The sequence below is a fragment of the Aquimarina sp. Aq78 genome (assembly GCF_900299525.1).
Classification (GTDB): domain Bacteria; phylum Bacteroidota; class Bacteroidia; order Flavobacteriales; family Flavobacteriaceae; genus Aquimarina.
Window position 1 is genome coordinate 91827 of record NZ_OMKA01000023.1, and the last position, 13724, is coordinate 105550.

The 13724-nt window shown below is 34.0% G+C and carries 13 protein-coding genes; 6 read left to right on the forward strand and 7 right to left on the reverse strand.

The annotated features are described in order from the left end of the window. The first annotated feature begins 132 nt into the window (after positions 1-132). Positions 133-921 (forward strand): M57 family metalloprotease, encoded by a 789-nt coding sequence (locus tag DG435_RS13635; RefSeq protein ID WP_106791584.1) that lies wholly within the window; start codon positions 133-135, stop codon positions 919-921. Between the two features lie 95 nt (positions 922-1016). On the opposite strand, the gene DG435_RS13640 is transcribed toward DG435_RS13635, so the two are convergent. From DG435_RS13640 to DG435_RS13655, 4 genes are all read right to left on the reverse strand, one after another. Then, a complete protein-coding gene (locus DG435_RS13640) occupies positions 1017-1562 on the reverse strand; it encodes a GNAT family N-acetyltransferase (RefSeq protein ID WP_159025474.1) in 546 nt (181 codons plus the stop codon). Between the two features lie 5 nt (positions 1563-1567). Next, complete coding sequence (locus DG435_RS13645; protein WP_106791582.1) at positions 1568-2119, reverse strand: CopD family protein; 552 nt, start codon at positions 2117-2119, stop codon at positions 1568-1570. Between the two features lie 75 nt (positions 2120-2194). Beyond that, a complete protein-coding gene (locus DG435_RS13650) occupies positions 2195-2536 on the reverse strand; it encodes a GIY-YIG nuclease family protein (protein WP_106791581.1) in 342 nt (113 codons plus the stop codon). 42 nt (positions 2537-2578) lie between these two features. After that, positions 2579-5692: a glycosyl hydrolase gene (locus tag DG435_RS13655; protein WP_106791580.1), complete on the reverse strand. Its 3114-nt coding sequence runs from the start codon at positions 5690-5692 to the stop codon at positions 2579-2581. A 156-nt stretch (positions 5693-5848) separates the two neighbouring features. Here DG435_RS13655 and DG435_RS13660 point away from each other — a divergent pair, with 156 nt between their 5' ends. From DG435_RS13660 to DG435_RS13670, 3 genes are all read left to right on the forward strand, one after another. Then, positions 5849-6862, forward strand: a complete 1014-nt coding sequence (locus DG435_RS13660) for an AraC family transcriptional regulator (RefSeq protein ID WP_106791579.1) — start codon at positions 5849-5851, stop codon at positions 6860-6862. An 89-nt stretch (positions 6863-6951) separates the two neighbouring features. Continuing rightward, complete coding sequence (locus DG435_RS13665) at positions 6952-8112, forward strand: PQQ-dependent sugar dehydrogenase (protein ID WP_106791578.1); 1161 nt, start codon at positions 6952-6954, stop codon at positions 8110-8112. A gap of 24 nt (positions 8113-8136) precedes the next feature. After that, positions 8137-8559, forward strand: coding sequence for a nuclear transport factor 2 family protein (locus tag DG435_RS13670; RefSeq protein ID WP_106791577.1), 423 nt, complete (start codon positions 8137-8139; stop codon positions 8557-8559). 6 nt (positions 8560-8565) lie between these two features. Here DG435_RS13670 and DG435_RS13675 read toward each other — a convergent pair whose 3' ends face one another. Together DG435_RS13675 and hemH are read right to left on the reverse strand one after the other, a co-directional pair. Beyond that, positions 8566-9954, reverse strand: a complete 1389-nt coding sequence (locus DG435_RS13675) for an MATE family efflux transporter (protein ID WP_106791576.1) — start codon at positions 9952-9954, stop codon at positions 8566-8568. Beyond that, on the reverse strand, positions 9954-10988 hold the full coding sequence (gene hemH, locus DG435_RS13680) for a ferrochelatase (protein WP_106791575.1): 1035 nt from the start codon (positions 10986-10988) through the stop codon (positions 9954-9956). The genes DG435_RS13675 and hemH overlap by 1 nt, the downstream gene beginning before the upstream one ends. Before the next feature lie 203 nt (positions 10989-11191). On the opposite strand from hemH, the gene DG435_RS13685 reads away from it, so the two are divergent. After that, complete coding sequence (locus DG435_RS13685) at positions 11192-11371, forward strand: hypothetical protein (RefSeq protein WP_106791574.1); 180 nt, start codon at positions 11192-11194, stop codon at positions 11369-11371. 6 nt (positions 11372-11377) lie between these two features. Here DG435_RS13685 and DG435_RS13690 read toward each other — a convergent pair whose 3' ends face one another. Continuing rightward, a complete protein-coding gene (locus DG435_RS13690; RefSeq protein ID WP_106791573.1) occupies positions 11378-12268 on the reverse strand; it encodes a helix-turn-helix transcriptional regulator in 891 nt (296 codons plus the stop codon). Positions 12269-12471: 203 nt separating this feature from the next. Here DG435_RS13690 and hemA point away from each other — a divergent pair, with 203 nt between their 5' ends. Then, a complete protein-coding gene (gene hemA / locus DG435_RS13695; RefSeq protein WP_106791572.1) occupies positions 12472-13722 on the forward strand; it encodes a glutamyl-tRNA reductase in 1251 nt (416 codons plus the stop codon). Positions 13723-13724 lie beyond the last annotated feature (2 nt).

Genomic DNA, 13724 nt, shown 5'->3' on the forward strand with positions numbered 1-13724 from the left:
TTTTTTGATCAACTGAAAAGAAAATGTTTAAATATGTACAAATAAGCTAAATAAGTTAAATATGTAACAATTTATTTGTTTTATGATTAGTGTTTTAATAGTTTTAAGGTTCAACTTAAATATATACTCATTATGAAAACTTTTAAATTAGCTATGCTGATAGTTATTGCTATTGGTATAACCAGATGTTCCACTGATGTTGAAAATGATATTCAACAAGACAGTACAATTACGCAACAGGATATATCTCCCGAAATTTTATCAAAATTACAGAGAATGGGATTTGACACGGATAAAACATCTGTTACATCCACTAAGGGAGGATATATTGTAGATGGTGATATTTTTATCACCGAAGAAACCTTGAAAGAAAATAACTTTCAAAAACAAGCTTTTATTACCATTGTTGACTGTAACAGGGCAGGTAATATTCGTATTCAGAATGCTTTAGGTAATAATGCCGCAGGAAGAGGGTTTCAAAGAGGTATTGACTTATGGAATAATGTTAATAGAACAACTTTACGTTTGGTACCTGTAAATAACAATCCCGACATTTTGGTTCGTTTGGCAAATCCTGGTGAAATAGGAGGCTGGGGTCTTGGTGAATTTCCTGCTAATGGAGTAGAAGGAGGTTTGATTATATTAAACCTTAATGAACCTAGTATTGATGGAGATCCGGTAACTGCTAGAGAGTGGGGAAACATATTAACTCACGAAATTGGGCATAATATTGGGTTTCTTCATTCGGAACAAGGGTTTTTTGGAACACAAGTACCAGGAACACCTAATGTAGATCCTAATTCGATTATGACTTCTGGATCAAACCCGAATGTAGTATTTAATGCTAATAATGTTTCTAATTTTGATAGAAGGGCTGTAAGAAGAATGTATAGCAATAGAAATAACAGATTGTGTAACTAATCGAATACACTAATAAATTAAGAGACTGTCTGAAAAAAAATATTTGGGCAGTCTTTTATTTTTGTGCTACTACCAAACCTTGAGAAAAAGTAACCTCAAAGATTAATAATCATTGTGATTTTATCTATATATTTTTCCTCTTCAAGAAAAAAATTCTCAATATTTCCAGATTCCTTGAATCCTATTTTTTTATATAAACTAATACCAGGAAGATTCGTAGCGTAAACTTCTAACCATAGTACTTTTAATACTTTATTTTCTTTTGACCACTCTAGCACATTTTGAATCAAAAGAGTACCGATACCCTGGTTTTGCCATTTGGTATGAATCCCCATTCCTATCATAGCGGTATGTTGCATCTTTTTACGCCAACTACCAGTAAGGTCAATGTTTCCAATAATATCTCCTTCACATTCGGCAACCAATAATAAACTATTGGATTGTCGATGAAGGTTTTGAATAAGCTCACCTTCTTCTTTTATAGTATTAGAGTATTCATAATCAAATAAAGGAATGGTGTTGGTGTCTTTAAGATATTCCAGTTTTAGTGCTAATAATTGCTTAGCATCTGCTGGAGTTGCCTCTCTAATTAAAAGAGACTTCCCTAATTTGGTTTGATATGTTTTTGTAAGAAAACCCAATGATATTATGCATTAGGGTTTTTGTTTCTGATTCTTTTGTAAAGTTTAATGCCCATCATAAGTATGATTGCTAGTGATATGATCCCAATAACTCCATAAATCCAGTTTACTGCATCACGAACTATGACCAAGAAGATTACCGAAAAAAGAATAATTGTCGAACCCTCATTCCACATTCGCATTTGGCCAGAAGACCACTTTATGATATCACGTTGAAGTTGGTTATAGATGTGATGACATTTTAGATGATACATGATAAGTAAGACTATAAATCCTAGTTTAACATGCATCCATGATTGTTGTAACCAACCCGGCATCAAAACAAGTAACCAAATAGCAAATAAAGTGGCTAATATAGCAGAAGGCCAGGTAATAATGAACCAAAGGCGTTTGGCCATTAATTTAAGTTGCTGGCCTAATATATCTCGATCGGGTAGAGGCTTTTGAGAAGCTTCTATTTGATAGATAAATAACCGGGGAATATAAAATAATCCGGCAAACCATGTGATCACAAATATCAGGTGCAGGGATTTTATGTAATTATAATATTCTAGCATTGGTTGACTTTAAAACTATCCCTTAATCAGTTCGGGATGATAGAATTTGTATACTTAATCAAAAATAGAAAATAATTATGTACTGTCACCTCGAGCGGAGTCGAGAGGCGAATAATTCTTTGAATTACTTTTGTTTTTACATTCTGAAAGTAATTTTAAAAGATCAAAATTATCGTTTGCTAAGGCTATTTTTTTCTTTTTACTCCACTTTTTAATTTTCTTTTCGAATCTTTCTGCTTGTTCAAACTGGATAAACTCTTGATTGAATATTAATTTGACAGGTCTACGAGTCGAAGTATATGAGTTGTCATTATACCCATAGTTATGTTCATTAATCCTTCTTTCTAGATTATTTGTTAATCCAGTATAGAGAGATTTGTCTGAACATTCAACAATATAAACATAATAGCACTTCATAATTGAGTTGTCCCTCGACTCCGCTCGGGATGACAGAAAGGTTTATTTTTCTACAAAAAGATAATTAAGCTGCAAGGTATTGAACTCTGTATTAAAACGTTTAATTTCTTCAGTAATTAATTTATCAAAATTTGCTAATTGATCATTGATTTTTTTAGTAAGTTCATTTTTGACAGCAATATCTTGTTCTGTAGGGCCAAAATCTCCCATGCCTACCAGAGAGTTTAAATGCCCTAATTTATTAGTAAGTTTAATAGGGAAGTTTAATGGGTCCTGGTTACTTTTGTTTTTGGTCTGGTATAATGCCTTTTCGATTTCACCAAATTGTTTTTGTAAGTCTGAAGCTTTTTTAACTAGATCTTTAGTTGCTGAGTTGTCTTTGTACTGTGTTGAAAATGCTTTAAGCTGAGCATTAATTTTTCTGATTTTCTTTATGGATTTATGTGCTCTGTCGACTGTTTTATTAATACTGGTAATAAAATCAAATTGTGATTGCATTTGTTGTGGTGATGCTTCTGTTCTTGGATCAGCTACAATGGTAAAAGGTTGTTTGGATACCTCTTTTCCATTTACGGCAAGACTTACTTTATAATTACCGGGCACAGCTTTTGGGCCATTAAGATTTGCCCACCAAAGGATCATACCATCCAATTTTTCTGCTCCTTTTCCTCTCATATTCCAAGCAAACATTTGAGCTCCTTTTTTCTCTATTTTCAATTGATCCTTTTTCTCTTTTGCTTTTGAGCTAAATGATTTTAGGGTATCATTTTTAGTATTAAAATAGGTTAAGGAAACTGTATCTTTTGCTACATCATAATTTTTGAGATAGAAATAAGTCATGACTCCGGCAGGATGATTAGTTCCTTTTGTTTTAGAGTCTTTAACACTTCCTCCCCCCATACGATAAGAATTCTTGGGTTTAAATAAAATATGATTTTGAGTTTTCATTGCATTGTTTAATTGATGTAAGACTGTTAAGTCATCAATTATCCAGAGGCTTCTTCCTTGTGTAGCAACAATCAAATTGTTGTCCTTAATTGTTAAATCAGTTATAGGAACAATTGGTAAATTTAACTGTAAAGATTCCCAGGCAGCTCCATCATTAAAAGAGATATACATACCTGTTTCGGTACCAGCATATAATAATCCTTTTTGTTTAGGATCCTCACGAAGAACGCGAGTAAAATGCTCGTTTTTGATTCCATTCGTAATTTTTGTCCATGATTTACCATAATCAGTGGTTTTGTAGAGATACGGAGCAAAATCTCCAGACTTATACTTGGTTCCGGCAATATAACAAGTGCCCTCTGCAAAAACACTGGGTTCGATACTATTGATCATCATCCATTCTGGCATTCCTTTAGGAGTTGCATTATTCCAGGACTTTCCTCCATCCTGACTTACATGTACAAGTCCATCATCACTTCCTACCCATAGTAGCCCTTCTTTAACCGGGCTTTCTGCGGCGGCAAAAATGGTACAATAATATTCTACAGATGTATTATCCTGTGTGATAGGACCTCCAGAAGATTTTTGTTTATCAGGATCATTTCTGGTTAAATCAGGACTGATCACTTTCCAACTTTGCCCTTCATTTTCGGTGACATGAACATGATTAGAGAACGTGTATAATCTGTTTGGATTATGTTTGGAGAATAGTATTGGGAAATTCCATTGAAAACGATATTTCATATCCTCTGCTCCATGTCCCATAGGATTGTCTGGCCATACGCTAATAGAGCGTACGGTTTCTGTTTTATGATTTACTCTGGTAAGAAAGCCATCATAACTTCCTCCGTAAACAATATCATTATCTTTAGGATCTACAGCAATATGAGCTGATTCCCCTCCGGCAGTACTTTCCCAATCATCTTCAGAAATACTCCATCCTGTACTTCTATGATTGATGCGTATAGTAGAATTATCCTGTTGGGCAGCATAAATTCGATACGGGAAACTATTATCGGTAGTCACTCTATAAAATTGTGAAGTGGGCTGATTATGATATGTACTCCAGGTTTCACCACCATCATATGTAACTTGTGCACCTCCGTCATCGCCAATTACCATACGTTTCGGGTTTTCTGGAGCAATCCACAGATCATGGTGATCTCCATGTGGAGCACGATAACTGCTAAAGTTTTTACCTCCGTCTTTACTTTTATGATAGGACACATTAACGACATAAACAACATCTATATCTTGTGGATCAGCATAAATTCGACTATAATACCATGCCCGTTGACGCAAACTTCTACTGCTATTTAGTTGGCTCCAGGTATCACCTCCATCATCACTGCGATATACTCCACCTTTTTCTTTATTCTCTACTATAGCCCAAACTCGCTCACTATTTACGGGAGAAACGGTTACTCCCATTATTCCTAAAGTATCTTTGGCAAATCCTTTATTTTTTGAAATCTCATTCCATGTTTTTCCACTATCTGTACTTTTCCAAAGGGCAGAACCATTTCCTCCAGAACTAAGGCTATAAGGTGTTCTTCTTGCATTCCATGTCGAGGCATACAAAATTCGAGGATTATTAGGGTCTAAAGTTAGATCCACTGCTCCAGAATCTTCATTTGCAAACAACACTTTGCTCCAGGTTTTGCCTCCGTCGATACTTTTGTATACACCCCGATCTTGAGTAGATTTATATATATTCCCTAATGCTGCAGCGTATACAATATCAGGATTAGTTGGATGAATGGTTATTCTTGGGATATGCCTACTTTTAGAAAGACCAGCTTGCACCCATGTTTTACCTGCATCCACGCTTTTCCATACACCATAACCCGAAGATACATTGCCACGTAACGTTTTTTCTCCACCACCAACATAGATTACATTAGGGTCACTTTTGGATATTGCAATAGCACCTATTGATCCTCCAAAAAAACCATCAGAGATATTTTTCCAGGTACGTCCACCGTCTGTAGTTTTCCAAACTCCACCACCTGTAGCTCCAAAATAAAATAGATTAGGTTTTCCTGGTACTCCGGTTACTGCGGCACTTCGACCGCCACGAAACGGTCCAATAAGTCTATATTCCAGAGCGTCATAAAGTTCCTGATTATACGTTTGAGAGTTGGATGTGAAAATAGTTGAGAAAGCAAAAAAGAGTATAAGAATTACTCTGCCGAATTGTGAATGCATAGTTAGTTGAGATTTAATTTAAAAGCCTTGCGTTTTTAGAGAAATTACAGATAAAATAGATTTGATGGGATACTAAAGTCAGGAATTAAAAATTATTGCAAAAGATTTTCACGTAATTTTAACCTTAGCTATTGAGATCATTTCTAATTTTGAAGCATGGTTATAGAAGGTTTTATACTTGTCTTAAGTTGTTTGGGGGTTATCCAGGCTCTTTTCTTATGTTTTTATCTTTTTACTCTTAAAAAAGGAAATAGAAAAGCGAATGCATTTTTGGCTTTGGTATTGTTAGGATTAACAATACGAATAGGGAAATCTGTTTTTCATAATTATATAGAAGTCGATCCCAGGTTAAGAAACTTGGCTATTTCTAGTATATTGACTGTAGGTCCTTTTCTTTGGTTTTATGGTAAAGTTCTTTTTGAGAAACAACAAACGTTTTCAAACCGAAACTATATTCATTTAATACCTTTTGTATTATTTGTTTTATGTAGCCCTATTATTCCTAATAGGGGAGATTTATTTTCATCTATTGCGTATTCTTTGGTTCTCCTTCACTTTGGTATATATCTATCCATTTGTTGGAGAGATATTTTAAAAATCACAAATGATGCAAATCCACAACTTTTAAAATGGTATAGAAATATTGTGATTGGAATTAGCTTGATTTGGGTACTGTATCTAGGTATTTTTGTTAGGTTTATTCCATTTTATATTCTAGGAGCTATTTCTTTTTCATTTTTAATATATATGTTTTCTTATCTTCTTTTAAAAAGACATGTTTTTGCTTTAGAAAAATATAGTAATTCTAGAATTGATCGAGAAGCTTCCATAAAAATACTTAATCGTGTAAAAGAACTATTTGAAAATGAAAAAATTTATTTAGATAGTAGTATTTCGTTACAGATTATATCAGAAAAATTATCGATTTCCTCTAGAGAATTATCTCAAGTGATTAATGAGAATGAACAAAAGAATTTTTCTGAATTTGTAAATCATTTTCGAATAACAAAAGCCAAAAAATTACTTGTGGATTCTGAGTATGCTTTAGAAAAAATTGCAACTGTAGCTTATGATTGTGGTTTTGGTAATGTTACATCTTTTAACCTCGCTTTTAAAGCAGAAACTCAGCTTACACCTTCACAATATAGAACTCAATTTAGTGCTGCTTAATTGATTTTTCGTTTTAAAGATCATGTTTTTTAAAGGATTTTGATGTATTCTTTTGGATTTTGCACTCATAAAATTTCAAAATAATATCAATGAATAAATCAATATTCTTACTGCTTTTGATTGTGGCGGCTTGTGCCAAAATTGAAAAACCTTCAGAGGTTTCAAAAAAGAAAATGCAGCCAATAAAAGAGATTTTGATAGATAGTCTTAAACATCCTTGGAGTATAGCTTTCTTGTCAGAGGATGAAGTTCTGGTATCAGAGAAGGATGGAAATTTGGTTAAAGTAAATCTCATTTCAAAAGAAAAAGGAATTATAAAAGGCTTTCCTGCTGATCTAACGGATAGCATTCGAATGATTACAGAAGGAGATAATTCGGGTATTTTTGAAGTATTGTTGGATCCGGATTTTAGGAACAATAAACACGTATATCTTTCGTATGCTGCAAAAAGGAAGGGAGAAGGAAATGCCACAAAAGTAGTACGTGCTGTACTAAAAAATGATTCTTTAACTAGTATAAAAACATTGCTCGAAGCGGGGCCGTATACAAGAGAATACTTTCATTATGGAGGAGGGATGACTTTTGGTGTTGATGGTAAATTATACATCACTATGGGAGAACGATTGTTTAAGGAAATTGATGAGCCTGAAATACCTATTGCTCAGGACTTGAAAGATAAACGAGGAAAAATATATCGAATAAATCCTGATGGAAGTATACCTAACGATAATCCTGATTTTGGAACAACTGCTGTTCCGGGGGTTTATGCCATTGGGATTAGGGCTGCACAAGGGATAACAGTAGATAGTAAGACGGGGGATATATGGTTTAGTGAGCATGGCACTCGACAAGGAGATGAGGTCAATATGTTGAAACCCGGAGCTAATTATGGTTGGCCAATTATTACCACCGGAAGCTATCGAAGTAAAGAATATTATCCTCATAAAATTGAAGGAGCTGTATATACCGATCCTATTTGGTATTGGCAGCACACCGTTGCACCTACCGGACTCATTTTTTATACTGGTGATGAATTTCCCGAATGGAAAAATGATCTACTCGTTCCTGGATTGAGTAGAGGAAGTCTGTGGAGATTCAGAATCGAAAATAAAATCATAAAAAGTGCAGAAGAATTATTTGTTGATGATAGAATACGATCTAGAAAAATAGTACAAAGCCCAGAAGGGAAACTCTATCTGCTTACCGATGAACCTAATGGAAAAATCTTAAGAATAAAAAATAATCAATAACCTTAATATAAATAAACAGAACACATGAAAACCTATTTTTGGATAACTCTATTTTTAGTTAGTTGTAACATCACCATTGCACAATCGGAAGATGATCAGATACGATCTTCGATTAATAAATACCTAGAGGGAACCTCATATAACAAGCCCGAAACAATTAAAGAAGCTTTTTATGATGAAGCTAATTTGTTTCTTACTCATAAAGAGAAAAAACTATGGATTGTACCGATTAATGAATATGCTTCATGGTTTGAAAAAAGAGAACAAGGGAAATTTAATGGTAGGACAGGTAAAATATTATCTGTAGACAGAGAAAATGATATCGCTATGGCAAAAGCCGAAATTTTGATAGAAGATAAAGATATACGATATATTGATATTTTTCTTCTGAAAAAGATTGATGGAGAATGGAAAATTATTAGCAAAGCTGCTACTACCAAAAAGTAAAAACGGTTAGTTAGTTTGTGCAATAAGTTTTGTTCTTACTTCCCGGTTCAGAAAATACCCAGTAACAATGGTTGCTAATATGTCTGCAATCGGGAAAGAAATCCAAACCCCTAATTCACCATAAAACTTAGGAAGAATCAAAATCAAAGGAATAAAAAAGAAACCTTGCCTTGATAGCGTAAGTAATAAAGCAGGAATGGCTTTTCCTACAGCCTGGAAATAGGCTGCTCCTATAAGTTGAAGCGCAATAATAGGAGTAGCTGCAAATACCCATCGCATGGGTTCTGCAGTGTGAGATAATACATATTGATTTAGTGCTAACTCTTTGGGAGCTAGATTAGGGTTATTACTTAGAAATAAAGTTGTTATTTCTGCAGGAAAAATCATTAACCCTATAAAAACTAAGGTAGCTAAAATTGCAGCATATTTGATTGCGGTATTAATAGATTCTCTAACACGAGGATAGTGTTGTGCACCATAATTATACCCGGCAATAGGTAAGAATCCCTGGGTTACTCCAAAAACAGGAAATAAGGCAAACATTAGCATTCGACCAATAATAGCATACACAGCTACCAGGCCTTCTTGGCCAAGATCGAATAAAATATTATTCATTAACAAATAGGTAATGCTTACTACAGCTTGTCTGGCCAGAGTTACCCCGCCAAGTGAAGCAATTTCTGAAACAATCTCTTTTTGTAGTCCAAGATGACGAAAGCTGATTTTTAATTCGGAGTTTTTAGAACTGAAAAACCAAAAAATATATAAAAAACAAGCAAGATATGATCCTGTTGTCGCCCATGCAGCACCGTGCATTCCCATATCCATTACATTAATAAAAAGATAGTCCATTAGTAGATTACCAACTGTGGGAATGATCATAGCTGTCATAGCAAATTTAGGTTTTCCTTCTGCTCTGATCACAGTATTACCCATCATGGCAAAACCAAGGATAGGCACACCATATAAAATAATAGTATAGTAGATTTTTGCGGGTTCAAAAATATCTCCTTTCCCGCCAAATTTTGGAATAATATCATCGACAAAAACCAAGCCTAAAACAACCAAAGAAACCATAAAAATTAGAGAAAGGGTAATCTGGTTTCCAAAGGTCTTGAGTGCTTTTTCCTTATTGTTAGCACCTAATGCTCTAGAAATTATACTAGAACCTCCTACGCCAATAGACATTCCTAATGCAGCAATAAAAAAGGATACAGGAAGTACTACATTAATAGCCGCAATGGCAATTGAACCAATCCAGTTGCCTACAAAGATAGAATCAATTAGAATATTAAGAGACATCACTAATATCCCTATAGATGCTGGGACTGCTTGTTTTATTAGCAATTTCCCTATGGGTTCTATTCCCAAAGTTTCGGCTGTTATTTTTGCCATTATACCGTTTGGGTTTTAACAGTAACCCATTCATTCACCCAATTAGCAAGTAGATCTGCCCAATCATCACGATCATTAAGACAAGGAATGGTTGTGAATTCTTTACCGCCGACTTCATGAAAAATTTCTTCTCCTTCCATGGCTATTTCTTCTAAAGTTTCTAAGCAATCTGATACAAAAGCAGGAGTTACAATAGCCATTTTTTTAATCCCTTCTTTTCCCATGCGTTCTATAGTACGATCAGTATACGGTTGTAACCATGGATCGAAGCCTAAGCGAGATTGAAAAGAAGTAGAATAAGTTCCTTCTTTTAGATTTAGTTTTTTAGCTACTTGTTGTGTGGTCGAATAACATTGATGTCGATAGCAAAACTCGTGAGCCTTAGAAGGAGTATTACAGCATGATCTGTCAATTTTGCAATGTGATTTGGTAATATCACTTTTACGAATATGCCTTTCTGGTACTCCGTGATAAGAAAATAAAAGATGCTCGTAATCTAATTTTTCTAACTTTTCGGCTATACTTTTGGATAAGATTTCGATATACTCAGGTTTGTTGTAAAAAGCAGGAACATCAACAAGTTTCATGTTAGGAAAATGCTCTTTCTGTAATTTTTCAGCAAGAACCAAAATGGTTTCTGTAGTTGCCATAGCAAATTGAGGATAAAGCGGAATAATCATAACTTCATTTACACCTTTATCCTGTAATTTCTGTAATCCTTTTTTGATATTCATTGAGCCATAACGCATCGCTAAGCCGATAGGGATCGAGGTGCGATCTGCTACTTTTTTCTGTAATTTTTCTGATAGTACAATTAAAGGAGAACCTTCATCCCACCATATTTTTTTATAAGCTGCAGCCGATTTTTTTGGCCTGGTATTTAAGATGATCCCTTTTACCAATAGAATTCGTGCCCATAACGGAACATCGATTACTCTGGGATCCATCAAAAATTCACCAAGATATTTTTTTACATCCTTTGGATCAGTACTGTCTGGTGATCCAAGATTAACAAGGAGAATTCCTTTACTCATAAATTTTCTTTTTGCACACACAAAAATACAAACTATAAAGAGGAATGATACTAAAAGTGATAAGACTTTTTGATAGTAGTATTATAGAATTAATGCATAATCTAAATTAGAAATCAAACAGAACTTAAAATACGTTAAATTCTGGCAAACTGAAAGTTGAGTAGTTTTATTTTAGTATTTTTAGATGATTAAAAAAAGCAAAGATGAAACGTATAATTGTAGATGTCGAAAAAGACAAACTGCCCTTTATTCTGGAGTTGTTAGAACAGTTTGATTTTGTATCAGTTGTAGCAGATGCTTCTGATGAGGATCAAGGGATGTATGATTCGATAGTATCCTTACAAAAAGGAGTAGGGATTCCCAGAGGGGAATCATTCGATTAATGAGTTTTAGTTTAAGCTCATCACATATTTTTTTGGAGTAGTGCCAAATTTCTTTTTAAATGCAGCTATAAAATGGCTTGCAGTACTATATCCTACTTTTAGACCTACCTCATTTACATTATGACTTCCCGAGGCTAGTAATTGCCGAGCTACCTCCATTTTATAATCAAACAAAAACGTATATACTGGTTCGCCATAAATTTGCTTAAATCCGTCTTTAAGTTTTTTAAGAGGTAGTCCAATCTCATTTGATAACTCCTGAAGGGTAGGAGGTTCTGCCATGCGAGCGATAATAATTTCTTTAGCTTTTCGGATTTTTAATACATTTTCTTCATCTACCAGAAATGGACATTGCTCTACATCTGCATCTCCGGGTCTATTAAAATAGAGACTTAATAATTCATACGCCTTTCCTTTAAAGTATAATAGCTTAATTGACTTATGCAGGTTGTAGTTCATAATTTGGTTTAATACCACAGCCATTGAAGGAGAGATCTTGGCATCGGTATAATACTTTTTATCACGGTTTCCTTCCCCAAGAAAAGGAATATGATCTGCCTCTTTAGAAAATAAAGAATGAAACTTTTTTATAGAAATAAGGATGGTGATCAACCAGGAATCTTTTTCCATTTCGAGATTCATGGGGAGATCACGCTGTGGATTATAGAGGAGTAGTGAATTTTCTTCAGAAAGGTTTATAGCATAGCTTCCGTTGTTAAAGTTAAATTTAATACCTCCTTTAATACAGAAGTGAAACTGGATAAAACTACTGTCGATGTCTCTTACAACTCGTTGGTTTTCATTAGTTTCGTTTTGAAATTTTAGAATATGAAAACCATCTTCGATTTGAGTTTCTTCTAGAATCCCTGGAGCGTTATTTTTTAGTTCAATTTCCATAACTGTAAAATTTTATTTATTTAGAATGAGTCTAAACTGTCGATGCAAGAATCTCTGTCACCTACACAAAAATAAGGGTTTTTACTCATTTTCACACAAATAATATCTTAAACAACGTTTTTCGACACTTAAAGTTCTTCTGGCGTTATTTTTTTTGACATATCTAAAATACTTTTGTTATGGAATATTATAGAATTGACTGCATGGAGTCTCACTTAAGAGCAAAAGGAACGAATTTTTACACTATTGGACTTAGTTATAAAAAAGCTGATGCAGAGATCAGAGGTCATTTTAGTGTAAACGATGAGGCCAAAGAAGGAATACTAGAACAAGCAAAAAAAGAAGGTATTGAAGCTTTGCTTGTTACCTCTACCTGTAACCGAACCGAATTACACGGTTTTGCTCAACACCCGTTTCAATTAATCAAATTACTTTGCGAACATACTCATGGAACCGTAGAAGAGTTCGAAAAAGTAGCATATGTGCATAAAAATAGTAAAGCAGTATCACATTTATTTAAAGTTGGTACAGGTTTAGATAGCCAGATACTAGGTGATTTTGAAATCATAAGTCAGTTAAAAAAAAGTTTTAAAGCTTCTAAAAAAGTAGAAGTTACTAATCCTTTTCTTGAAAGACTTGTCAATGCCGTAATTCAGGCAAGCAAACGCATCAAGAATGAGACTGAGATTTCATCGGGAGCAACCTCGGTTTCTTTTGCCTCAGTTCAATATATTCTTAAGAATGTAGAAAACATTTCAGACAAGAAAATAGTACTTTTCGGGACTGGTAAAATAGGAAGAAATACCTGTGAAAATTTGGTAAAACATACCAAGAATGACCATATCACATTGATTAACCGAACAAAGGATAAAGCAGAAAAAATAGCAGGGAAATTTAATCTTATCGTAAAGGATTATGCTAATATTCAGTCAGAAATAACAAATGCAGATGTTCTTATTGTGGCTACGGGAGCACAGAATCCAACAATTTCTAAACAATTAATTCATTCACAGAAACCATTATTGATTTTAGATTTGTCTATTCCAAAAAATGTATCAGATGATGTGATTGAGTTACCAAATGTAACTTTGGTACATCTGGATCATTTGTCAAAAATGACAGATGACACATTGCAAAGAAGGAAACAATACATCCCACAAGCCGAAGTTATTATAGAAGAAGTAAAAACAGAATTTGATAGTTGGTTAGAAACCAGAAAATTTGCTCCTACTATTAAGGCACTTAAAAATAAATTATCTACATTAAAAGATGCAGAAATCAATCTACAACGAAAAAAGTATGCAGATTTTGATGAAGAACAAGCAGATATTATTAGCAGTCGAATCATTCAGAAAATCACAAATCATTTTGCCAATCATCTTAAAGATGATAATACTTCGGCAGATGAAAGCATAGAACTGATTCAGAAAGTATTTCAATTACAAAACAAATAGCT

Coding starts and splice junctions, on each gene's coding strand:
- DG435_RS13635 (WP_106791584.1), top strand. CDS start 133: ATGAAAACTTTTAAATTAGCTATGCTGATAGTTATTGCTATTGGTATA.
- DG435_RS13645 (WP_106791582.1), bottom strand. CDS start 2,119: ATGCTAGAATATTATAATTACATAAAATCCCTGCACCTGATATTTGTG.
- DG435_RS13650 (WP_106791581.1), bottom strand. CDS start 2,536: ATGAAGTGCTATTATGTTTATATTGTTGAATGTTCAGACAAATCTCTC.
- DG435_RS13655 (WP_106791580.1), bottom strand. CDS start 5,692: ATGCATTCACAATTCGGCAGAGTAATTCTTATACTCTTTTTTGCTTTC.
- DG435_RS13660 (WP_106791579.1), top strand. CDS start 5,849: ATGGTTATAGAAGGTTTTATACTTGTCTTAAGTTGTTTGGGGGTTATC.
- DG435_RS13665 (WP_106791578.1), top strand. CDS start 6,952: ATGAATAAATCAATATTCTTACTGCTTTTGATTGTGGCGGCTTGTGCC.
- DG435_RS13670 (WP_106791577.1), top strand. CDS start 8,137: ATGAAAACCTATTTTTGGATAACTCTATTTTTAGTTAGTTGTAACATC.
- DG435_RS13675 (WP_106791576.1), bottom strand. CDS start 9,954: ATGGCAAAAATAACAGCCGAAACTTTGGGAATAGAACCCATAGGGAAA.
- hemH (WP_106791575.1), bottom strand. CDS start 10,988: ATGAGTAAAGGAATTCTCCTTGTTAATCTTGGATCACCAGACAGTACT.
- DG435_RS13685 (WP_106791574.1), top strand. CDS start 11,192: ATGAAACGTATAATTGTAGATGTCGAAAAAGACAAACTGCCCTTTATT.
- DG435_RS13690 (WP_106791573.1), bottom strand. CDS start 12,268: ATGGAAATTGAACTAAAAAATAACGCTCCAGGGATTCTAGAAGAAACT.
- hemA (WP_106791572.1), top strand. CDS start 12,472: ATGGAGTCTCACTTAAGAGCAAAAGGAACGAATTTTTACACTATTGGA.